The 21,658-nt window shown below is 66.5% G+C and carries 17 protein-coding genes; 8 read left to right on the top strand and 9 right to left on the bottom strand.

From position 1 onward, the window contains the following. The first annotated feature begins 1 nt into the window (after window position 1). Window positions 2-313, top strand: a complete 312-nt coding sequence (locus G7Z99_RS12895; RefSeq protein WP_181094338.1) for a Nif3-like dinuclear metal center hexameric protein — start codon at window positions 2-4, stop codon at window positions 311-313. Between the two features lie 42 nt (window positions 314-355). Here G7Z99_RS12895 and G7Z99_RS12890 read toward each other — a convergent pair whose 3' ends face one another. The 6 genes from G7Z99_RS12890 to G7Z99_RS12865 form a co-directional block, all read right to left on the bottom strand. Then, complete coding sequence (locus G7Z99_RS12890) at window positions 356-2,398, bottom strand: HET-C-related protein (RefSeq protein WP_181094336.1); 2,043 nt, start codon at window positions 2,396-2,398, stop codon at window positions 356-358. A 232-nt stretch (window positions 2,399-2,630) separates the two neighbouring features. Further along, entirely contained in the window at window positions 2,631-4,670 is a 2,040-nt protein-coding gene (locus tag G7Z99_RS12885) for a PhoX family protein (RefSeq protein ID WP_181094334.1), read from the bottom strand. Between the two features lie 196 nt (window positions 4,671-4,866). Beyond that, window positions 4,867-9,405, bottom strand: coding sequence for a hemagglutinin repeat-containing protein (locus tag G7Z99_RS12880; RefSeq protein WP_181094332.1), 4,539 nt, complete (start codon window positions 9,403-9,405; stop codon window positions 4,867-4,869). Between the two features lie 26 nt (window positions 9,406-9,431). After that, a complete protein-coding gene (locus G7Z99_RS12875; protein WP_181094330.1) occupies window positions 9,432-11,114 on the bottom strand; it encodes a ShlB/FhaC/HecB family hemolysin secretion/activation protein in 1,683 nt (560 codons plus the stop codon). 145 nt (window positions 11,115-11,259) lie between these two features. Continuing rightward, window positions 11,260-11,820 (bottom strand): L,D-transpeptidase family protein, encoded by a 561-nt coding sequence (locus G7Z99_RS12870; protein ID WP_181094328.1) that lies wholly within the window; start codon window positions 11,818-11,820, stop codon window positions 11,260-11,262. Between the two features lie 17 nt (window positions 11,821-11,837). Next, window positions 11,838-12,392, bottom strand: a complete 555-nt coding sequence (locus G7Z99_RS12865) for an NUDIX hydrolase (RefSeq protein ID WP_181094326.1) — start codon at window positions 12,390-12,392, stop codon at window positions 11,838-11,840. Window positions 12,393-12,519: 127 nt separating this feature from the next. Between G7Z99_RS12865 and G7Z99_RS12860 the strand changes: the two genes are divergently transcribed. The 5 genes from G7Z99_RS12860 to purT all read left to right on the top strand — a co-directional run bounded on the left by G7Z99_RS12860 (window position 12,520) and on the right by purT (window position 15,686). Next, on the top strand, window positions 12,520-13,119 hold the full coding sequence (locus G7Z99_RS12860) for a CoA pyrophosphatase (RefSeq protein WP_181094324.1): 600 nt from the start codon (window positions 12,520-12,522) through the stop codon (window positions 13,117-13,119). A gap of 37 nt (window positions 13,120-13,156) precedes the next feature. Then, window positions 13,157-13,681, top strand: coding sequence for a gamma carbonic anhydrase family protein (locus G7Z99_RS12855; RefSeq protein ID WP_181094322.1), 525 nt, complete (start codon window positions 13,157-13,159; stop codon window positions 13,679-13,681). Between the two features lies 1 nt (window position 13,682). After that, complete coding sequence (locus G7Z99_RS12850; RefSeq protein ID WP_181094320.1) at window positions 13,683-13,877, top strand: DUF1289 domain-containing protein; 195 nt, start codon at window positions 13,683-13,685, stop codon at window positions 13,875-13,877. A gap of 61 nt (window positions 13,878-13,938) precedes the next feature. Beyond that, window positions 13,939-14,439, top strand: coding sequence for a VUT family protein (locus tag G7Z99_RS12845; RefSeq protein WP_181094318.1), 501 nt, complete (start codon window positions 13,939-13,941; stop codon window positions 14,437-14,439). A gap of 62 nt (window positions 14,440-14,501) precedes the next feature. Then, window positions 14,502-15,686, top strand: a complete 1,185-nt coding sequence (purT, locus tag G7Z99_RS12840; RefSeq protein ID WP_181094316.1) for a formate-dependent phosphoribosylglycinamide formyltransferase — start codon at window positions 14,502-14,504, stop codon at window positions 15,684-15,686. A 305-nt stretch (window positions 15,687-15,991) separates the two neighbouring features. Here the strand turns inward: purT and G7Z99_RS12835 are convergent, their stop codons facing one another. The 3 genes from G7Z99_RS12835 to G7Z99_RS12825 all read right to left on the bottom strand — a co-directional run bounded on the left by G7Z99_RS12835 (window position 15,992) and on the right by G7Z99_RS12825 (window position 19,550). Next, window positions 15,992-17,296: an MFS transporter gene (locus G7Z99_RS12835; protein ID WP_181094314.1), complete on the bottom strand. Its 1,305-nt coding sequence runs from the start codon at window positions 17,294-17,296 to the stop codon at window positions 15,992-15,994. Window positions 17,297-17,525: 229 nt separating this feature from the next. Next, window positions 17,526-18,731, bottom strand: coding sequence for a transporter associated domain-containing protein (locus tag G7Z99_RS12830; RefSeq protein WP_181094312.1), 1,206 nt, complete (start codon window positions 18,729-18,731; stop codon window positions 17,526-17,528). Window positions 18,732-18,740: 9 nt separating this feature from the next. Continuing rightward, window positions 18,741-19,550 carry a cytochrome C assembly family protein gene (locus G7Z99_RS12825; RefSeq protein ID WP_181094310.1) on the bottom strand — a complete coding sequence of 270 codons (810 nt, stop codon included), beginning with the start codon at window positions 19,548-19,550 and terminating at the stop codon, window positions 18,741-18,743. 239 nt (window positions 19,551-19,789) lie between these two features. On the opposite strand from G7Z99_RS12825, the gene ffh reads away from it, so the two are divergent. Further along, complete coding sequence (ffh, locus tag G7Z99_RS12820) at window positions 19,790-21,169, top strand: signal recognition particle protein (RefSeq protein WP_181094308.1); 1,380 nt, start codon at window positions 19,790-19,792, stop codon at window positions 21,167-21,169. A 232-nt stretch (window positions 21,170-21,401) separates the two neighbouring features. Next, the gene (gene rpsP / locus G7Z99_RS12815; protein ID WP_060392783.1) at window positions 21,402-21,653 is read left to right on the top strand and encodes a 30S ribosomal protein S16; all 252 of its coding nucleotides are present in this window, start codon (window positions 21,402-21,404) and stop codon (window positions 21,651-21,653) included. Window positions 21,654-21,658 lie beyond the last annotated feature (5 nt).

The raw sequence follows: 21,658 nt of genomic DNA, 5'->3' as shown, positions 1-21,658 counted from the left end.
CGTGCACAAGCTCGCGTTCTTCGTCCCGCCCAGTCACCTGGACGTGGTCAAGGCCGCTGTGTTCGCCGCCGGTGGCGGACGCATCGGCAGCTACGACCAGTGTGCCTGGCAGACGCTGGGCCAAGGCCAGTTTCGCCCGTTGGATGGCAGTCAGCCATTCATCGGGCAGGCGGGCGAGGTCGAGCGGTTGGAGGAATGGAAAGTCGAGCTGGTGGTGGCCGACGACCTGATCGCTCAGGTCGTCGACGCGCTCAGGCAGCAGCATCCTTATGAAACCCCAGCCTATGAGGTCTGGCGGCTACTCGATTTCTGAGCTTCACGCTGGATGGCGCCGATACAGGTTGGCTCGGCGTGATCAGAACGCAAACGTGATGGCCTCATCTGCCAAGGTAACCTGAAGCCAACTGACGCCCGTCAGTGTTTCGGTTTCCTGAATGTATTCGTTGGTGTTTTTGAGCACGCTCAGGATGCGTGCACCCAGCTTGTCCAGTTCACGGGTGTGCAACTGACGCAAGGTGTCGATGGAGGTGCCCTGCTCGACGTTGTGCGGGTGCTCCTGCGCCCACTGGGCGACCGTCTCCGTCCACCAGGACGTGTCCCATGGATGCGTGATGAAGCCTTTGGCGATCTCGACCGGATCCTCGGTCCCTTCAGTCTTCCCTGACCAATGGGCCAGCATGGCCTGACCCACCTGTTGCACCGCAAGCGTGGCCAGTTGCGCAGCCAGCGCATGAAAGGGATGGGTGTCGTGGTCCTTGGACAATTGCGAGTGCGTCAAGGGTGCAGTCGCGTCCAGGTTGGGGTCTTTGTGCTGAAGCACTTGCAAGGTGGCGACATGGTCACCTGCCCATTTCATCAGCGGTTTCATGATGAAATTGCCTGCATAGTTCAGCGGCTTGAAATGGTGCTGCAAGGTGCTGACGGTCGTGTTGTAGATCTTGTAGTAATAGTTGTTGTTCAGCTCTCGGCGCGCCTCGACATACAAGCCGTACAGCTTGATCAGCCAGGGCAGATTTTCCTCCTCCAGGACCGTCAGCACGATCTGGTCGAAGACGTCCTGTTCTTCTTGGCTTTGCGACTCGTCCAGATCCGTGGGGAAAAAGTGGTTGGACAAGGGGTCGATCAGGCTGCCGATCATGTCGAGTTGGCCGAACATGCCTGTGACGACGGGCCAGGCATGCCCTGTAGGAGAAGGGTTCTCGAGCGGCGTTGTCCAGACCAGTACATCGTCGCGTGCCACGCGCTTGAGGCACAGTTCGACGAAGTTGGAATGGGCGAAATAGTCCTCCAGTACATGCAGCGCATCACCCAGGTAGCGCATGCCCGTCGGCGTCGCGCCTTCACGCTTGGCGGCTTTCAACCTGGCCTGCACGTAGGCGATGGAGCGACGAATGTAACGTTTGATCGACCGTTTGGGCAGAACGGTGAGCCTTGCATCGCCCGGGAACGCTGGCGCAATGAAGTCAGGGTCGATCTGCCGGGGGTCGGGGGCGTTCGGGTCGAGCTCGAGCGGGTTGTCGATGTGTTCGTGGTGCAAGTACACCCCTAGCAGGGCCGGCGTCACTGTGTAGGCCTGGCGGCCTTCCGGGGTGTCTTGCAGGCTTGCAAAGGCCTTCAAGGCCAGCAGGTCGACGATCTTGGCGAGCCGCTCCCGTGAAAACCGTACGTAGGCCGTTCCGATCTGTTTGAGTGCCTCGGGATCGACACGCGATTCATCGACGGGACGGACGAGTTTGGGGTCCACCAATTGCGAGTGATCGCGCAACCAGTTACCAAAGTAGATGGCTTTGCACTGCTCGTCGCTGAAACCTACCTCGCGCAGCGCCTGCTCGATGGAGCCATGACCGAACGAGCCCGGTACATGGGCTTCGCCGTAGCCGGCTGCAAAGCGCTTGACGCGACGGCGTGCAGATCGAGGCGATGTCAGTTCGCCCAGTACGAGCGCGACAGGCGACGCATCGGCTTCTTGCTGATAGGTGGCAAAGGCGGTGCCGGGTGTGATCGGGCCGGCGTAGAACAGGAGCGTTTTGGTGAAGGCGATCGCCGCTTGCGCAGACGGGGGCGCGATGGGGGTAGGGGCATCGTCTTGCTCGATCGTGTCCGCCCCTGGCAACACTTCACCGACGACGTAGAACACGAAGGCTTCGAGCAGACGCGTCATCAAGCTGAAGCTGGCCTCGGGCGTTTGCAGGGCATCGTCGATGCTCGACTGGCTGACGTTGATGCACCGGGCGTCGGCATCGTAGGCCGTTATCCCCGGCAGGTCGCGTACGACGGAGTAGACCGGCGCGGCGATGGCGTCCTGACGCAGGTGCTCTCGGAACGCCAGGAAGTCCTTCAGCAGACAATGGCGGCCTATCAGCGGTCTGAAGGACAGTACGAAGGACTGTTCGTCCATGCGATCGACGACTCGCTTGAGCAGGTCGAGAGGTAAGCGGCTGGTGAAGGATGGAAAGGAAGAGGGGTACGTCATGGTGCCTTCTCTGGGGTGATCGGGCGACCAGCATGCCGAGTGAGTGAAGGGGGTTGAATGCTGGAGGGTTACCCATGGAGCGGCAAGGCAGCATGCGCGAGCGCCGTGGCAGGGGGTGCCGGTGGCGGGGCCACCACCGGCAGAGGGCGGCACGCGCTCAGGCAGTGCCGATCGGGCCACCGTCATGACGCTGGATCACCACGGTCGCCGAGCGCGGTCGCACGCGCCGTGGGGCCGGCGCGGCCTGGGTGGCGTCCTCGGTAAAGGGCCAGTTGTCCGGGTGCTGGATGTTGACGAACAGGGTGGTGTTGTCGGGCGTGAACGCCAGGCCGGTGACTTCGCAGCCGTTGGGCCCGACGAAGAACCGTCGTAGATCGACCTGGTTGCGTGCATCGACCGGCACCTGTTTGCCACTGGCATCCACCAGCTGAGCGGGGATGACCGCCAGCAGCTGATCGTTGGTGTAGTCGGTCACCGAGGCCTCACCGTTGTCGGTCTCGAACCAGAGAATGCCTCGGCTATCGAAGCGCATGCCGTCCGGGCTGGCGAACTGGTTGAGTTCGGTCAGGCCCGAGCGGTTGATGTCCGGGGTGCCAGCGGCATTGGCCCCGAACACGAAGATGTCCCAGGTGAAGCGCGTAGGGTCGTCGCCGTCGTGCCAGCGGATGATGTGGCCATGGCGGTTGGGGCCGCGCGGGTTGGCTGCATCGACCGTGGCCGGGGTGCGGACGCTGTTGTTGGTCAGGGTCAGGTAGACGTCGCCATTGAGCGGATTGACCGCGGTCCATTCGGGGCGATCCATGGGCGTGGCGCCCAGCGCATCGGCCGCGCCCCGCGTGTTCAGCAACAGGCCGGCAAGATCGCCGTACACAGCGCCCAAGGTCGTACCGGACGGGGTGGTCGCTTCCACGGTCAGCGGCAACCAGGTGCCGCTGCCATCGGCATCGAAGCGCGCCACGTAGAGTGTGCCGTGGTCCATGTACTTGGCACCGGTGGCCAGGCGATCGGCGGGTGAGGCGTCGGCCGGATCCCACACCGCAGCGGACACGAACTTGTACAGGTACTCGTTGTTGGAGTCGTCGCCCATGTACCAGACCAGCGGCTTGCCGGCCACCGGCAGGCCGGGGCAACAGCCTTCATGACGGAAGCGGCCCAGCGCCGTGCGCTTGGTGGCGGGAGCCTGGGCATCGAACGGGTCGATCTCGACGATGTAGCCATAGGTGCTGGCTTCGTTGCGGTAGTCGTCGAGGGCGCTGTCGCCACGGGGCGTCACGTCGAAGCGGCGGAACTCGTCGCCCACCTCGCTGGGATCGCCCGCAGCGCTTTCCCAGCGGTGCTGGCCGGTGGCGGTACCGATGCCCAGGCGGCGCTGGTCGTCCGGCAAGGGCCCCTTGTTGACGAAGATGCCAGGCCAGTTCTCTTCGCAGGTGAGGTACGTTCCCCATGGGGTATGGCCATTGCCGCAATTGTTGTTGGTGCCGCGGGCCTGGGTGCCGTCTGGCGAGAAGCGCGTCCTGACGTGCGTCGAGCCGCGCAGCGGGCCGGCGATGGCCATGGGTGTGGCGGTGGTGAAGCGTCGGTTGAGCGGATCGTTGTCGACCACCTGCCAACGCCCGTCGACCTTGTTCAGGCGTACCACACCGGCGCCATGGGCATTGATTTCCTTGCGCACTTCCTCGGCCGGACGCCTGCCCTGGGCATCCTGGGTCGGGCCGGCCGGGTGCAGGGCCTGGGCATCGATGTATTCGAAGTTGATCGCCAGCAGCCCGTCGTCGGAGCGGCCGTCGAGCGCGAAGAAGTGCATGCCATCGTGGTGCATGCCCATGGCGTTGGCCTGGTCGGCGGCACTGTTGCTGCCGTCGGCCTGCCACGGCTTGGCCCGGTCGTTGAGCGGCGTGCCCCAGGGGGCGAGCACGTGGGCGCGGTAGCCGGTCGCGACGGTGCACGCATCGGTGCGCGAGCCGGGGATCGACTGAAAGCCCAGGGCGAGCGGTGAGTCACCCAGTGGCGCCCCCAGGGCCGAGGCGTGCGCGTCGTCCAGCCAACCGGTCAGCCCTCCACCGACCATCATCGTGACGGCCGCGCCCAGGCTCCCGCGAAGGACCGTGCGACGGCTGAGGTAGGCGTCCATGACACGGGCCATCGGTGCATGGTCGCTCGGGTTGCGGTTCAGGTTGTCGCCGGAGGCTCGACTCATCGGGAAATCCTTGCGGTTCGTAAGGGAAACGAACGCGACTGTAATGCGGCAGTGTGACGGTTGTTTGGCAGAAATGTGAACGCCTCGTGCGCAGGGCCGAGGCGTCCTCGAGCAGTAACCGCCCTGTGTCTGCGGGCAGGCGGCTCCTTGCCGGGCAGACGGCGAGCGTCTGCCCGGCCCGGGTCAGGCGCGCCTGTCAGCGATCCTGCTTGCCCTGGACCGTGGAGGTCCACTGCGCTGACGTACTGTGCCCACGGGTGCGCAGCAGTCCGAGGTCGAGCGCGTTCTCGCCATCGGCCGCACCGGCGCCCTGGCTGGCCTGGGCGATGGCCGTGCCCAGGTCCACGGGGGCGTTCGAGGCATCCAGCCCCACGTCCCGGCGATAGTCGTACCCGCTCAAGGTCTCCTTGGACAGCGAGGCGGTGCGCAGGTCGACGGCGCCATTGACCGATTGCAGGCGCGCGCCGACCAGGGAGGTGTCGCCGCCCACGTTCAGGTCGATGCCGTTCTGGCCATTGAGCACGGTCTGCTGGGCGACCGTCTCACGCTGCTGGTGCGAGATGTCCACCTTTAGCGTGGGCGAGATGCTCGGCTCGATCTTGCTCAAGGCCGGACCGACCTTGTCCAGGACCTTCTCGCTGGCAGGGCCGGTCACGGCGGCGACCGCATTGGTGTAGCCCTGTGGGTTCTTCTCGTGGCTCAAACGTGCGTCGGCCTTGACCGACAGTGTGTTCACGCTGTCCTTGAGGCTGGCCACGTGCAGGTCGCCGCCGACCTCCCCTGAGATCTGGCCGGTCTGTACCTGCACGCCTTCCAGACGGGTGTCGCCTTGGCTGAGCAGCGTGAGGCGGTCGGCGCGCAGTTGGCTGTCGACATGCACCTGATTGTCGCGCTTGTCCAGGCCGATCTGTACGCGACCGTGCAGCCCACGGCTGTCGGCGTCCGGCGCACCTGCCTTGTTCAGAGCCAGGCCGGCACCACCGGTGACGTCGAGGTTGTCGCGGTGTTCGCGGCTGTCGCCAGCCTCTACCCGCAGCCCTCCGTTGGACGCCTGAAAGGCGATCTCGCCGGCCGTCATGCGAACGCCACGCAGGTGGACGGCTTGATCGTCACGGGCCTGGCTGGCGACGGTGGCCTTGCCTCGCGTGTGGACCTCGGCCATCACGGCGTTGGTTTCGCGCTCCTCGACCCGTCCGCTGGTCAGGTGCCCGCCCAGGCTGCCGCCTCTGCTGGTGCCCTGCTTGTAGCCGAGTTCGCCGCCACCGCCGAGGGTCGAGCCGTGGGCCTGGTGGGTGTCGGCCCCTGCGACGAGCGAGGCCACGCCGCCGCTGTTCAGCTCCGCGCTTGCCACCGGTCGCTCGCGTGTACCGATACGCAGGCCTTCGAGGTGCAGATCGCCGGCGCTGGTGAAGCGTACGTCGCCGTCCGCCTGAGCCTGGGCGACCCGGGCTTGGGTGTCGGTGCGCTGCCGCTCGACGCGATCGAGGTAGCCACGGGCTTCGACGCCCACGTTCGTCGGGCGATTGCCGCCCTTGGCCCAGGCATTGCCGTTGAGCTGGTCGATCCGTTCGGCTTGCGTATCATCGGCCTGCACCACCGTGAGCGTGCCGTCGCTGCGCACCGTCACGTCACCTTGGCCTCCCTCGAAGCCACTGGCCTCGTAGCGACCGTCGCTGCCCAGCTGGATCTGCACGCCCTGGTGGCCCTGGAAGGTCGCGGGGCGTGCCGTGCGGCGCTCGGTGTCCTGCGTCAGCGAACCGCCTTTGCCGGCCAGGCGCAGGTTGATGTCCTCGCCTGTACTGCTGTCCACGCGGCCATCGCCGTCCACGGCCAGCTCGCTCACCTGGCGGCGGGTGGTGTCTTGCGCCGCCCGTGCCTGGTGGTCCTGGACCGCCAGGTCGAGCCGCCCGCCCTCGGCCTTGTACACCGTGCCTTCGTCCAACAGCGTGTCGGCCTCGACCGTGACCGTGCCGCCGGTGTACTGGGCCACCTGCGCCTGGGTGCTCTGTTCGTGCGTCTCACGGCGCAGGTGGCCGGCAGTGACGTCGGCACCCAGGTTGGGCGGCGCCATGGCGTCTTCCGGCCCGGCCTGCTGGAAGCGTGCGGCCTCTTCGCCGGTGACCAGGCGCTCGATCGGCCGGGTCAGGTCGCGGTATTCCAGGCTCGCGCCCAGCGTGCCCTGCCAGTCGTTCTGCCGCTGGGTACGCTCGTGGGTGTCGCTGACGGCCTGATTGTCGAGGGTCTTGGCCACGGTTCGCGCCTGCTTGCCGGCACTGAGCTGCGCCGCCTGGTCGATCAAGTGCGGGGTCTCGATCGTCAGGTCGCCGGCCGAGGTGATCGTGGTCCGCGCCACCGTGGTGTCACGGACCTGATCGACCTGTTGCCGCCGATGGCCTTCGAAGGCGCTGTTGACCCGATCGATGCCGCCCCCGACGGTCAGGCCGCCACCGGTACGCGTCGTGGTGGTTTCGCTGCCGTGTTCATCGTGGCTGGCAGCCAGTGTCACCTTCTGGCCCTTGACCGTGACATCCCCGCTGTCGGTGGTGAGGGTGGCAGTGTCCAGGCGCACGTTCCGGACGCTGTCGAGGACAATCTCGGCCCCCTTGAGCGCGCTGCCGACGTGGGCGGTCGTGCGCATGCGCGTGGTGGTGTCGTCGACCTCATAGCCGACGTTGGCCGCGTACTGCTTCGAACCTGGCGTGTCTCCCTGTGGGGCGCGCGTCTGTCCGGCGCTTGCCGTGAATGTACGGTGCTGTTCGTCAGCGTGCCGTTCGCGGGTCTGGCGCTCCGGGACGATGTCCAGGTCGCCCTTGGCCTGCAGCTCGAGGCGTTGCCCGGCCGTGAGGCGCGCGCCACGGACCTGCAGTTCGGCGTCGCTGGCCAGGCGCAGGTTGGTGTCCGACGAGACATCGCTGACCAGCACGTCCTGGCGCTCCTCCCGGCTCTGGGTACGGCTGCCGAGCAGCCCGAAGACCTGGCTGTTCTTCTGGTCCCGTTGCTGGCGCTGCCTGTCGACGGCAGCTTCGACCGAGAGCGCGCCGTTTCGGCTGTACAGCACCGCATCGCCTTCGCTGCGCACCCGGCTGCCCTGGATGCGGACCTGGTCGGCGGTGACCTCGAGCGTGCCGTCGGCCTGGACCGTGCTGCCGAGCGTACGCTCGCCTTGCGCGTCCTCGTTGCCGCGTCCGCCAAAGAAGGCGCCCGACACCAGGTCGCCCCGATAGGCATGCTCGGTACCGCTCTGGCGCACCTTCTGCCCGTCGACGGTGATCTGTCGGGCGGTGAGGCTCATGTCGCCGCGGCTGGTCACCTGACTGCCGGTGACGGTCAGTGTGTCCTGGGCCGTGAGGCTGACGCGCTGGCCGGCCAGGACGGTGGGGTTGCCCGACTCCTGATAGCGATCGGTGTCGGTGTCGCCACGCCACAGGTGCTTGCGGTGCTGGATGCGCTGCGCGACGTGCTGGCTGTCGAGGGTCGGGCCGAGCCTCAGCTTGCCTGCGCTGTCGACGCTCAGGTCACCGCCTGCCTCGACACGCGCACTGCGCAGGTCGAGGTCGCCTCCGGAGGTCAGGCGCATGTCGCTGCGTGCCAGCAGTTCGGTACCTTCGTGTGTGCGCCGGGTGAGGGTCTTGTCACTGTCGTAGGTCTCGTAGGTGACGAACCAGGCCTTGTTCTTCCAGCTTTCCCGTTGCCGTTCGATGTGCTGCCGCCTCTTGGCATCCAGGGTCAGGGTGCCGCCGGCGGTCACGTCGATCCGCTCGGCACGTGCCTTGACGTCACGCATGTACAGGTTGCGGGTCGACGCCAGGGTCAGGTCGCCTCGTTCCGTGAGCAGTTGACCCTGCTTGTCCTGGCCGCCTTCGATCTGCAGGCCGCCGGCAGAGCGCATGCTGATACCGTCCTGGGCCTGCACGTCGGTCCCGACCATGCGTACTCCTGCACCTTCGGTGGTGCTGACGACGCGCACGCGTCCGGCGCGCATGGCGCCGAACAACGTGGCATCCAGTTCGGTGGAAGGGCCGCTGGCGTGCGGTGCGATACTGCCATCGAGCCTGTCGACCCGATTGCGGCCGGCGATCACGTCCAGGTCGCCCTTGGTCTCCAGGCTGCCGAGCACTTCGATGCGGGGCGCGATCAACGCCAGGGCACCGTCCCGGTTGGCGGCACCCTCCTTGAGCACGAGCAAGTTGCCCTCGGCACCGAGGGTGTCGAGGTAGCGGATCCGTCCGTCCTCGAGAATCGGCGTGCCGACCAGAAACCCTGCTCGGGTAGTGTTGATGAACTGGCCGCCATTGACGGTGATGCCATTGGGGTTGGCCAGCACATAGTCGGCCGGGCGACCGAAGATCTCCTGCCGGCCTTCGATGAGCGAGGCGTTGCGACTGACCACCTCGTTGAGGATCGTCAACGCCGCCTGGCCCTGGAACTGCGGGTTGGCGGCCAGCGCGCCGGCCAGCTGCGAAGCGCCGGCCTCCAGGGCATTGTTCAGCACCAGGCCGGACGCGCCGACGTTGTAGTCGAGGAACTGGTTGTGCGACAGGCCGTTGGCCGTGGGCGCCACGATGTCGATGACCGGCACGCCGTGGGCGTCGTTGATCAGCGGCGTGCCGCCAGGACCTGGCGTGGCCTGCAAAGGCCCGGCGGCCAGGGCAGGAGCCGATCCCAGGATGGCCAGGAAGATGGCCCAGCGCAGAGCGTCGGGACGCCTTGGAGGCGTGTGGGCGTGCTGTTTCATAGGGGGTCTCTCTTCGTGTGGGTGAATCACAGATCGATGCTCAGCTCGGCGACCCAGAACCCAGGCTCCAGGCTGCCCCGGCGCGGCCCATGGGCGGACAGCGCACGCTGATGGTCCAGGCGCAGCCGTGCGTGCGGCAGGTTGAGGTGCAGGCCCAGGGCGCCGCCGACCAGTCGTTGCGACGGCTCGCCCTGGGCATGGCGGCTCCAGCCGACGTCCAGCCCGGCAGCGGCGCGCAGGTCCACGCCAAGGAAGTCGGGTTGCCACAGGGGGTAGCTGAACGTGTTGCGCCACAGGGCACCCGTGGCGCCGGCGACGTAGTGCTGGCGGAAACCGCGTACGGCCGTGTCATCGCTCAGTGAGAACTGCTCGAGGGCAGGCAGTCGCTCGGCGCTGTATTGAAGGTTCACGCTGCTCTGCCAGCGCCAGTCGATGGGGCGTCCATGGCGCAGGTACAGCAGGCTGGCCCGGTACTTGCGAAAGTCCGGACGAGGCGCTTGCCGCGTGGGTGCAGGGGCATCGGCGCCCAGGGAGGACAGCCCCTGGGACAGGCCCAGTGAGGCATTCCACAGGCCATCCTGAAGCCAGAGCAGGTCCAGGCCCACGTCGAGCGTGGTCAGGCGTGTGCTCTGCAGCGTGGTCTTGCGCCCGTAGAGGTGGTTGAGGGTGTGCTTCTGGTCGAGCCGCAGCGAGGCGCCAAGCAGGCCTCGCTGGTTGCGCCACAGCATCCGGTTCACGTTCAGCCCCTGGAAGCGGCTTTCGCCAGTGGGACGGCCAGGCGTCTGCGGCGTGGAGCGGTACGTGATGCGGCTGGCCATGACGCCAAGCGTCCATGGCCCGTAGGGCACGCTGTAGTGCATCGCCAAGGCCTGGCTCTGCCCGCCAGTGCCAGGCAGTGCGGTCGACAGCGCGATGCTGAGGGCATCGTTCAGGTGGGCTGGCGAATCCACACCGACCTTCAGGCCCAGGCGGTGCCGTCCCACGGTTTCACTGGCCCGATTGTCGAGCGTGCCCGACACATGCCAGCGCGTGCCGACCTGCTGGGGTTGCAGCACCAGCCGCGTGCCACCTGGCAGATCGCCCGGCAACAGATCGGCCGACAGCGTGAAGGCCGGGAGTCGGTTGAGCTGGTCGAGCCCCTGCTCGAGCGTCGGCAGGTGCAACGGCTCGCCCAGCATGTTCGGAAACGCGCCGCGCAGCGACAACGGCAGGCTGGGGTCAGCCAGCGCGATCGACTCGACGAAGCCTTCGACGATCACCACCTGCAGGGGCTCGTTCGGACGCGGCGTGCTGGCCAGATAGGGTCGCGCGGCAGGGTAGCCGGCGTCGACGTAGCGCCGGGTGATCACGGCGAGCAACCGATTGATGTCGGCCACGCCCATGCAGGGGCGCAGGGCCGATTGGACGGCCACGTCCAGGTCAGCGTTCGACACGACCTGATTGCCGCTCAGGCTCAGGCCGGTGAAAGGCCAGCAGGCGGCGTTCGTGGCCGCCGGCACCTCCTTGTCGGGCGCCGGGGTCGTCGGTTCACGCTGTTGCCAGCGTTGCAGGCGCTGCTGCTGTTCGAGGGTGCGAAAGTCCGATTGCTGCTCGCGCAACAGCTGGCTGGCCGGGTCGACGCCTCTGGCCACCGAGGGCAGGGCCAGGCAACCGACCAGGCACAGCAGCCGCAGGGCCGTGGCGTGAGTGAACGGAGTGAGAAGGCGCATGCCGCAGATACCCATCGTGGTGGATCTGCGGTGACTGTAGAAAGCAGGGCGTGTGCGCGATGCCGTCTCAGGCCGAGAAGCGTGTCGGCCAGGAACGCGGGATCAGGTAGGGACGTTCTGGAGACTTTTCCTACGTCCTAGGACATCAAGGCCGAATCTCGATCAGCGTGCCGTCTTTCACAAGGCTCCAGACTTCGCGCATGTCGGCATTGCGCATGGCGATGCAGCCTTCGGTCCAGTCCAGGGTGTGGAAGTACCACTCCGGATAGTGCTCGTCGATCGGCGTGCCGTGAATCATGATCATGCCGCCGGCGGGCACGCCCTCGCGCGTGGCGCGGGCCGCATCACTGATGTTCGGGTAGGAGATGTGCATGGCCAGGTTGTAGCGGTCGCTGACTTTGCGCCAGTCGATCCAGTACAGCCCCTCGGGCGTACGCTTGTCGCCTTCTTGCAGCTTGGGCCCGTTGGGCTGCTTGCCTAGCGAGATGCGGTAGGTCTTGAGCGGCTCGCCCCGGCTGATCAGCTGCAGGCGCCGTTCGGACTTGACCACCAGCACCTTGTCCACCACGCGCTGGGCGACCTGCGCAGGCGCCACGGCCGGCGCCTGCCCTGGCGCGGGCAACGGCTTGCGGATGAGGGTCTCGGTATAGGCCGCCTGGGACAGGCCGGTGAAACCGAAGCAGAGCAGGGCGAGCAACCAGCGCATGGAGCGATCCTGTGGAACTAGCTATGGGGTGGGGCGAGCTGCATCGGCGGCAGGTATTCGTTGCCGATGGGATAGTGCTGCGTGAGGCGGTCACGATAATAGCATTGCAGGGTGCGTGTCACGGTGCGGAACGCCAGGTGCGACCAAGGGATCTCGTGCTCGTCGAACAGCCTGACCTCCAGGCTCTCGACCCCGATGGCGAAGTCGATATCGGCCAGCTCGGCCCGGAAGAACACGTGCACCTGGTTGATGTGCGGCAGGTCGAACAGCTGGTACAGCGTCATCTCGCCGACGCGGGCGCAGGCTTCCTCGACGGTCTCGCGACGAGCGGCCTGCTCGAGGGTCTCGCCGTTTTCCATGAAGCCGGCCGGCAGCGTCCAGTAGCCGTGCCGTGGCTCGATGGCACGGCGGCACAACAGGACGCGGCCTTCGTGGGTCGGCAGGACCCCGGCGACGATGTTCGGGTTCTGGTAATGGATGGTATGGCAATGCTCGCAGACATACCGCAGACGGGTATCGCCCTCGGGAATGCGCTGGATGACCGGTTGACCGCACGCGCTGCAGAAATTCATGTCTGGCTTCCTGGTGGATGCCGCTATCTTGGCGTGCCGGCGTGGTGCGCCGCAAGTCGTGGCAGGGCTTGGGTTGGGTTGTGGCTTTGGTGCATGATGCAGGCAGGCCTTGATTCGAGACTGCGTGATGCTGGACGAGCTTGTTCGCCGGATGAGCACCCATACCCCCGGCACCCTGACGACCGACCGCCGTCTTCCGGAGGCTGCGGTACTGCTGCCCGTGACCCGCGGCGACGATCCGCAGCTGGTCCTGACCTTGCGCGCCAAAGGGTTGTCGACCCACGGCGGCGAAGTGGCATTCCCCGGCGGGCGCCGCGATCCGGAGGACCCTGACCTGATCTTCACCGCCCTGCGCGAGGCGCACGAGGAAATCGGCCTGCCGCCAGGCCTGGTGGAGGTACTCGGCCCGCTGAGCCCGTTGATCTCGCTGCACGGGCTGAAGGTGACGCCTTTCGTCGGCGTGATTCCCGACTACGTCGACTACGAACCCAACGATGCCGAGATCGCGGCGGTCTTCAGCGTACCGCTGGCGTTCTTTCGCGAGCCGCCCCAGGAGCACACGCACCGGGTCGATGCCCAGGGCCAGCACTGGTACGTGCCGAGCTACCGCTTCGGTGAATACCGGATCTGGGGCCTCACCGCGATCATGATCGTCGAGTTGATGAACCTGCTCTTCGACGCCGACATCGGCCTGCACCGGCCGCCTGCGCACTTCATCGAGATTTGACCGGCTTCATCTTTTCCTGACGATTCGAGGACTTTCCATGAACTACCGCCTTGGCGACCTGCGCGTCGACACCCACCCCGACAGCTGGACCGCCCCAGGCGCCATCCTGATCGGCAAGGTCCGCCTGCAGGCGCAGGCCAGCGTCTGGTTCGGCGCCGTGTTGCGTGGCGACAACGAGCTGATCGACATCGGCGAGGACAGCAACGTCCAGGACGGCGCCGTCCTGCACACCGACCCGGGCTCGCCGCTGACGCTGGGGCGTGGCGTGACCATCGGCCACAAAGCCATGCTGCACGGATGCTGCGTGGGCGACTACAGCCTGATCGGCATCAATGCGGTGATTCTCAACGGTGCGCGCATCGGCAAGCATTGCATCATCGGCGCCAACGCCCTGATTCCCGAAGGGCGGGAAATCCCCGACGGCTCGCTGGTGATCGGCTCGCCGGGCAAGGTCGTGCGCACCCTGAGCGAGGCACAGAAACGCCTGCTCGAGGCCAGCGCCGCGCATTACGTGGCCAATGCCCAACGCTATGCGCGCGACCTCGCGCCCCAGGAGGATTGAGATGGACGTCAAGGAGCGACCCGTGGCCTCGCCCTGCGTGAGCATCTGCGCACTGGACGAGCAGGACCTCTGCACCGGCTGCCAGCGCAGCGTCGATGAAATCACCCGATGGTCGCGCATGGACAACGCCGAACGCCGTCAGGTGCTGGTGCGGTGTCATGCGCGCGCCGTCGAGGCAGGGTTGGTTCTCGGGTAAACGGACTTGGCCGAGGGCAACGACTCACGTACCCTGTGCGGCCTGTCCGACGGTCCTGCCTATGTTCTACCTTCTTGCCTACATCAGCAGCGTGGTGCTGATCAACTACGCCTTTTCCAGTGCGCCGCACCTGGACGTCATCTGGTCCGCCTGGGGCGGGTTGGTGTTCATCCTGCGCGACATGGTCCAGACCCGCTACGGCCATGGTGCGCTGGTGGCCATGCTGGCGGCGCTGGTGCTGTCCTACGTCACCTCCGAACCGGCGATTGCCCTGGCCAGCGCCACGGCGTTCTTCGTCTCCGAACTGATCGACTGGCTGGTGTTCAGCGTCACCCGGCGGCCCCTGCGTGACCGGCTGTGGTTGAGTTCGGCGCTGAGCATCCCGGTGGACACGGTCATCTTCTTCGGCATGATCGGCGCACTGACCCCAGTGGTGGCCGGCACAGCGCTGCTGTCGAAGTGCGCGGGCGTGACCGCGGTGTGGCTGGCCATGGCGTGGCGCGACCGGCGCAGCGTGCAGCTCAGCACTCACCACGGCCCCAAACCAGGACGTCGGGTGTAGACTACCGGTCCTTTTCAGCGGCGGGCCCGAGCGTCCGCCCTCCATGCTTTCGAGGACCTGAGATGACGACGCGTATCGGAACCCCCTTGTCGCCCGCCGCGACCCGTGTACTGCTCTGTGGCTGTGGCGAGCTGGGCAAGGAAGTGGTCATCGAACTGCAACGCCTGGGCGTGGAAGTGATCGCCGTGGACCGGTATGCCGATGCACCGGCCATGCAGGTCGCGCACCGCAGCCACGTCATCAACATGCTCGACGGCGCTGCATTGCGCGCGGTCATCGAAGCCGAGAAGCCGCACTACATCGTGCCGGAGATCGAAGCCATCGCCACCGCGACGCTGGTGGAGCTGGAAAGCGAAGGCTTCAACGTGGTGCCGACGGCGCGCGCCACGCAACTGACCATGAACCGCGAAGGCATTCGCCGCCTGGCCGCTGAAGAACTCGACCTGCCCACGTCGCCGTACCATTTCGCCGACACCTTCGAGGACTACGCGCGCGCCGTGGCCGACCTGGGCTACCCCTGCGTGGTCAAGCCGGTGATGAGCTCGTCGGGCAAGGGCCAGAGCCTGCTGCGCGGCGAAAGCGACCTGGAAAAGGCCTGGCACCATGCCCAGGAGGGCGGGCGCGCCGGCAAGGGGCGTGTGATCGTCGAAGGCTTCATCGACTTCGACTACGAGATCACCCTGCTGACCGTGCGCCATGTCGGCGGCACCACCTTCCTGGCGCCGGTCGGCCACCGTCAGGAAGGGGGCGACTACCAGGAGTCCTGGCAACCCCAGGCCATGAGCGCCAAGGCCCTGGCCGAGTCCGAGCGGGTGGCCAAGGCGGTCACCGACGCCTTGGGCGGACGCGGGCTGTTCGGCGTCGAGCTGTTCGTCAAGGGCGATCAGGTGTGGTTCAGCGAAGTCTCGCCGCGGCCGCACGATACCGGCCTGGTCACCCTGATCTCCCAGGACCTGTCCCAGTTCGCCCTGCATGCCCGCGCCATCCTTGGCTTGCCGATTCCTGTGGTACGTCAGTTCGGGCCATCGGCCTCGGCGGTGATTCTGGTGGAAGGCCAGTCGAGCCAGACGGCGTTCGCCAACCTCGGTGCGGCCCTGGCCGAGCCGGACACGGCCATTCGCCTGTTCGGCAAGCCCGAGGTCAACGGCCAGCGGCGCATGGGGGTATGCCTGGCACGGGATGAATCGATCGAGGCCGCCCGCGCCAAGGCGACCCGGGCGTCGCAGGCAGTGGTCGTGGAGTTGTAAGAGGCTGCAAGCGGACTTGCCAGCGACGGTCTTCGATGCGTCGCCGCCTGCATCGCGGGCAAGCCCGCTCCCACAGGAGGGTGTACAGCGCTCCTTTCTTGGCAGGCTGCACCGCCCCTGGTGGTGCGGGCTTGCCCGCGATAGCGTCCGATCAGTCGCCGCCTGCATCGCGGGCAAGCCCGCTCCCACAGGAGGGTGTGCAGCCCTCCTTCTTGGCAGGCTGTACTGTCCCGGGTGGGAGCGGGCTTGCCCGCGACAGGGCCCAAGCAGGCGCCGCCATGCTGGGCATCCTTGCCGCTTGCCGCTCAGAGCGCCCGATTCCGCGTTTCCTTCAGGCACATCGCCGCCACCAGGCTGATCACCGCCGCTGCCGACACATAGCCCCCGACCCAGCTCAACCCGCCCAGGCTCACCAGCTTCTGCGCGAAGAACGGCGCCGCCGAGGCGCCGACGATGCCGCCCAGGTTGTAGGCGGCCGAGGCGCCGGTGTAGCGCACGTGGGTGGGGAACAGTTCGGGCAGCAACGCGCCCATTGGCGCGAAGGTCACGCCCATCAGGAACAGCTCCAGCGCCAGGAACGCCGCCACGCCCATGCTCGAGCCCGAGGTCAGCATCGGTTCCATGGCAAAGCCCGACGCGATGGCCAGCACGCTGCCGATCATCAGCACCGGCTTGCGCCCATAGCGGTCGCTGAGCCAGGCCGACAACGGCGTGGCCAGTGCCATGAAGACCACCGCGAAGCACAGCATCGCCAGGAAGCCCTCACGGGTATAACCCAGGGTCGAGACGCCATAGCTCAAGGAAAACACCGTGGAGATGTAGAACAGTGCATAGCACACCACCATGGCCATGGCGCCCAGCAGCATCGGTTGCCAGTAATGGGCGAACAGCTCCACCACAGGCAGCTTCACGCGCTCCTGGCGGGCGACTGCCTTGGCGAACACTGGGCTTTCCTCGAGCTTGAGGCGTACGTACAGGCCCACCACCACCAGGGCGGCGCTGAGCAGGAACGGGATACGCCAGCCCCAGTCGCGGAACTGTGCGTCGCTCAGCAGCAGGGCCAGGGCCAGGAACAGACCGTTGGCCGCCAGAAAGCCGATCGAAGGGCCCAGCTGCGGGAACATGCCGAACCACGCGCGCTTGCCTTCCGGGGCGTTCTCGGTCGCCAGCAGCGCCGCGCCGCCCCATTCGCCGCCCAGGCCCAGGCCTTGGCCGAAGCGCAGCAGGCACAGGATCACGGGGGCCCACAGGCCGATGCTGTCGTAGCCTGGCAGCACCCCGATCAGGGTGGTCGAGACGCCCATCAGCAGCAACGAGGCGACCAGCGTCGACTTGCGCCCGATCCGGTCGCCGAAGTGCCCGAACAGCGCCGAACCCAGCGGCCGAGCCAGGAAGGCGATGCCGAAGGTCATGAACGCGGCCAGCATCTGGGCGGTACCCGAGCCGGAAGGGAAGAACACCGGTCCGATCACCAGGGCCGCCGCCGTGGCATAGACGTAGAAGTCGTAGAACTCGATGGCGGTGCCGATGAAGCTGGCGGTGGCTACGCGGGCAGGAGAATTCACCGGCGCGGTCGGCGCGGTGGAGGCGAACGTGTCGCTGGCAGTCATAGGATCGATCCCTGGCAGTCTGGTGCTTCACGGCATGCGCGGGCGCGCAGGCCGAAGCCTATTCTTGTGGTTCAGCGTCTCGACGGGCCAGGCGGGGTAGGGCCGGGAGGGCAGCGCTCAGGGTGGTGAGGCGATGCCGCAGGTGCGTCGAGCCGTGGACTGGCCGCTGACCCCCGGGGGCGGGTAGCAGGGGGTGCGGCAGGGCTGGGTAAGCGTGGCTCGAGTATAGCTAGCGAGTCAGGGTCCAGGCCAGCACCTTGCTGGCACGGTTGTCCTCGGTCTCGAGGATCTCCAGGCGGTACCGCCCGATCTTCAGGCACACGGCGCTGGCAGGGATGCTTTCCAGTGCCTCGGTGACCAGGCCGTTCAAGGTCTTGGGGCCGCCATCGCAGGGCAGGTGCCAGCCCAGGCTGCGGTTGATCTCGCGCAACGAGGCCACGCCGTCGATGACGTAGCGGCCATCGGCCTGGGGATGGACGTGGGGGTTGTCCAGCCCTTGCTCGTCCTCGAACTCGCCGACGATCTCTTCCAGGATGTCCTCGAGCGTCACCAGCCCCAGCACATCGCCATACTCGTCCACCACCATCCCCAGGCGGCGCTGCTGCTTGTGGAAGTTGAGCAGTTGTTGCTGCAGGGGCGTGCTTTCAGGCACGAAGTAAGGCTCGTGGCACGCCGCTTTCAGCCGCTCGACGGTGAGGCTGTCGGTCGTGAGCAGGTGCTCGATGGTCTTGCGGTTGAGCACCGCCTGCACCTGGTTGATGTCGGCATGGTAGACCGGCAGGCGCGTATGGCGGGTGCGCCGGAGTTGGGCGGTGATCGTCTCGATCGGGTCGTCGAGGTTGATGCCGTCGACGTCATTGCGCGGGATCAGGATGTCATTGACGGTGATGCGCTGCAGGGCGCGCACGCCTTCGAGCAGGCCGGCACGTGAAGGATCGCTCCGAGGCGGCTCCTCGAGCGCATCGTGCTGCTCGACCTGCATGGCATGGGCCGCCGAACCTCGCTGGAACGGGCGTAGCAGCAGGCGCGCACAGCCATCGAGCAGGCAGGCCAGCGGTTGCACGATCCACAGCGGCGCGCGCAGCAGGCTGTGGCCCAGGCTCAGAACGGCACGGGGATGGCGATGCGCCAGGCGTCGCGGCAGGTAATCGGTGAGCACCAGCAGCACGAAGGTCGCCCCCAGTCCGGCCAGCCAGAAGCCCTGGGCCGGTGCCTGGCGCTGGCCGATCAGCAAGGCACTGCCCAGTACCAGCAGGCGGCCCACGCCGGCGCACAGGATCAATGCCCGCACGGACAGCCGTGGCAGGTCGGCATGGGTCTCGGGCGAGGCCGCCATGAGCTGGCGCTGCGCCGCTTCCACTGCGCTGAACAGCAGCGACCACAACAGGGCCAGGGCCAGCAGGGCGATCAAGGGGTCGAGCGTGGGGGTATCCATGATGAGCGGTCAGATATGCAGGATGAATTCGCGTACCAGCTTGCTGCCGAAGTACGCCAGCATCAGCAGGCAGAACCCGGCCAGCGTCCAGCGGATCGCCTTGTGCCCGCGCCAGCCCAACCGATGGCGCCCCAGCAGCAGGACGCTGAACACCACCCAGGCGATGCACGACAACGAGGTCTTGTGCACCAGGTGCTGGGCGAACAGGTTGTCCAGGAACAGCCAGCCGGAGATCAGCGACAGCGTGAGCAGGCCCCAGCCGGCCCACAGGAAGCCGAACAGCAGGCTTTCCATGGTCTGCAGGGGCGGGAAGTTGCGGATCAGCCCCGAGGGGTGCTTGTGCTTGAGCTGACGGTCCTGCAGCAGCAGGAGCAGGGACTGGAACATCGCCATGGTGAACAGTCCATAGGCGAGGATCGACAGCAGGATGTGCGCCAGGATGCCCGGTTGCTCGTTGATCAGGGGCACGGTGCCGGGCGGGGCGAACTGCGACAGCAGCGCGGTGATGGCGCCCAGGGGGAACAGCAACAGCAGCAGGTTCTCCACGGGGATGCGCAGGCAGGCCAGCAGTGTCAGGGCGATGACGGCGGTGGCGATCAGGCTGGCGGAACTGAAGAAGTCCAGGCTCAGGCCCAGCGGTGTGAGCAACTGGAAGAACAGGGCGATGCCTTGGGCCATGACGGCGATGCCACCCAGCACACCGAGCAGCCGTTTGTCGGCACGCGTGCCCTTGGCCAGGCAGGTGCCCTGATGGAACGCGGCGAGGGCGTACAGGCAGGCGGCGATCAGATTGGGGAGGAGACTGGGTGAGGAGAGCATAAGTCCTGTGAGGCAAGCCCTAAAGGTCGGAGTTTGGCATAGAACGCGCCTGCCTAGGAAGCCTGCCGGCCAGCCGGTGCAGGGACAGGGCGCGGGCACCGCTCGGCGGCGGCGCGGTGTCCGGGCAGGTGGGCGACGGCGCCAGTCTTGGTTATACTCGCCGGCTTGTTGCGCCCCGCGCGTGTCGTCTGCCGCCCCGGCGCCTGAAAATCTCGGCTCGCCAGCCTGAAAGGATCACCATGTTCGAAAACCTGACCGACCGCCTGTCACAGACGCTGCGCCATGTCACCGGCAAGGCCAAGCTGACCGAAGACAACATCAAGGACACGCTGCGCGAAGTGCGCATGGCCCTGCTCGAAGCCGACGTCGCATTGCCGGTGGTCAAGGATTTCGTCAACAGCGTCAAGGAGCGGGCGGTCGGCACCGAGGTATCGCGCAGCCTGACCCCGGGCCAGGCGTTCGTGAAGATCGTCCAGGCCGAGCTCGAAGGCCTGATGGGTGCGGCCAACGAAGAGCTGGCGCTCAACGCCGCGCCACCGGCCGTGGTGCTGATGGCCGGCCTGCAGGGCGCGGGCAAGACCACCACCGCCGGCAAGCTCGCCAAACTGCTCAAGGAACGCAAGAAGAAGTCGGTCATGGTGGTCTCGGCCGACGTCTACCGTCCGGCGGCGATCAAGCAGCTCGAGACCCTGGCCAACGACATCGGCGTGACCTTCTTCCCGTCCGACATCAGCCAGAAGCCGGTGGCCATCGCCGAAGCGGCGATCCGCGAAGCCAAGCTCAAGTACATCGATGTGGTGATCGTCGACACCGCCGGCCGTCTGCACGTCGACACCGACATGATGGACGAGATCAAGGCGCTGCACGCGGCGGTCAAGCCGGTCGAGACGCTGTTCGTGGTCGACGCCATGACCGGCCAGGACGCCGCCAACACCGCCAAGGCCTTCGGCGATGCACTGCCGCTGACCGGCGTGATCCTCACCAAGGTCGACGGCGATGCCCGTGGCGGTGCCGCACTGTCGGTGCGTGCCATCACCGGCAAGCCGATCAAGTTCATCGGCATGGGCGAGAAGAGCGACGCGCTCGAACCGTTCCACCCCGAGCGGATCGCCTCGCGGATTCTCGGCATGGGCGACATGCTCAGCCTGATCGAGCAGGCCGAGCAGACCCTGGACAAGACCAAGGCCGACAAGCTCGCCAAGAAGCTCAAGAAGGGCAAGGGCTTCGACCTGGAAGACTTCCGCGACCAGCTTCAGCAGATGAAGAACATGGGCGGTCTGGGCGGCCTGATGGACAAGCTGCCGAGCATCGGTGGCATGAACCTGTCGCAGATGGGCAACGCCCAGGGCGCGGCCGAGAAGCAGTTCAAGCAGATGGAGGCGATCATCAACTCCATGACCCCGGCCGAGCGCCGCGACCCTGACGTCATCAGTGGCTCGCGCAAGCGCCGCATCGCGCTGGGTTCCGGCACCCAGGTGCAGGACGTCGGGCGTCTGATCAAGCAGCACAAGCAGATGCAGAAGATGATGAAGAAGTTCTCCACCAAGGGCGGCATGTCGAAGATGATGCGCGGCCTGGGCGGGATGCTGCCAGGTGGCGGCAACATGCCCAAGCTCTGACCCCGATTCAGGTCGGTCGCGGGCGCCGCGGCCGACTGGAAACCCCGCCCTGGCGGGGACATTGCCGCCCTTGCGGGCGGCGTAACCGGCAGGTCTGAACGCAGGCGAACGGCCTTTTTTCCAAAAGGCGTTTGCAAAAGCCCGTATATTCCCTGAGAATATGCGGCCTTTTGGGCACCCGTGCCCACTGTGCATTCAGATTTGCAGCACCGACTACAGGAACGATGTTCACATGGTAACCATCCGTCTTGCCCGTGGCGGCTCCAAAAAGCGCCCATTCTACCACCTGACCGTGACCAACAGCCGTAACGCCCGTGATGGCCGTTTCGTCGAGCGTATCGGTTTCTTCAACCCGATCGCAGCTGGCGGCGAAGTTCGTCTGTCGGTCGATCAGGAACGTGCTACCTACTGGCTGAGCCAGGGTGCGCAGCCGTCTGAGCGTGTTGCTCAGCTGCTGAAGGACGCTGCCAAGGCCGCTGCCTGAGCACC

Origin of the sequence: Pseudomonas entomophila, from assembly GCF_013523165.1 — a bacterium.
In the GTDB taxonomy this organism is placed as follows: domain Bacteria; phylum Pseudomonadota; class Gammaproteobacteria; order Pseudomonadales; family Pseudomonadaceae; genus Aquipseudomonas; species Aquipseudomonas entomophila_A.
The sequence above is the reverse complement of the archived record's forward strand: the minus strand, read 5'-3'. Positions and strand labels throughout refer to the sequence as shown.